The organism is Brevibacterium sp. SIMBA_078 (assembly GCF_046534565.1).
Lineage (GTDB): Bacteria > Actinomycetota > Actinomycetes > Actinomycetales > Brevibacteriaceae > Brevibacterium.
Map to the genome: position 1 here is coordinate 1 of NZ_JAWRYQ010000540.1, position 240 is coordinate 240.

The 240-nt window shown below is 45.4% G+C and carries 1 protein-coding gene; it reads left to right on the forward strand.

Annotated elements, in window-relative coordinates:
- Positions 1 to 240: hypothetical protein (locus SB749_RS20710; RefSeq protein WP_410711974.1), on the forward strand; the 240-nt coding region annotated here is incomplete at both ends.

Here is a 240-nt window from a genome sequence, read left to right on the forward strand (position 1 = left end):
GATAAAAATATCACCCTTCCTGGCGAAAAATACAAAAGCGGTTACGGTTATAATTTAGAGGCTGATACCGTCCTTCGTTTAGTCACACTCAACTGGCCTCCCTACATAGACGATAACTTATGCAATAAAGGCTGGCTATACCAGCTCACAGTTAGCATGCTGGTAAAGCGTGGTTATGGCGTTCATATTGAATTTTACCCTTGGGCGCGTGCGGTACGAGAAGCAGAGCTAGGCAAAGCC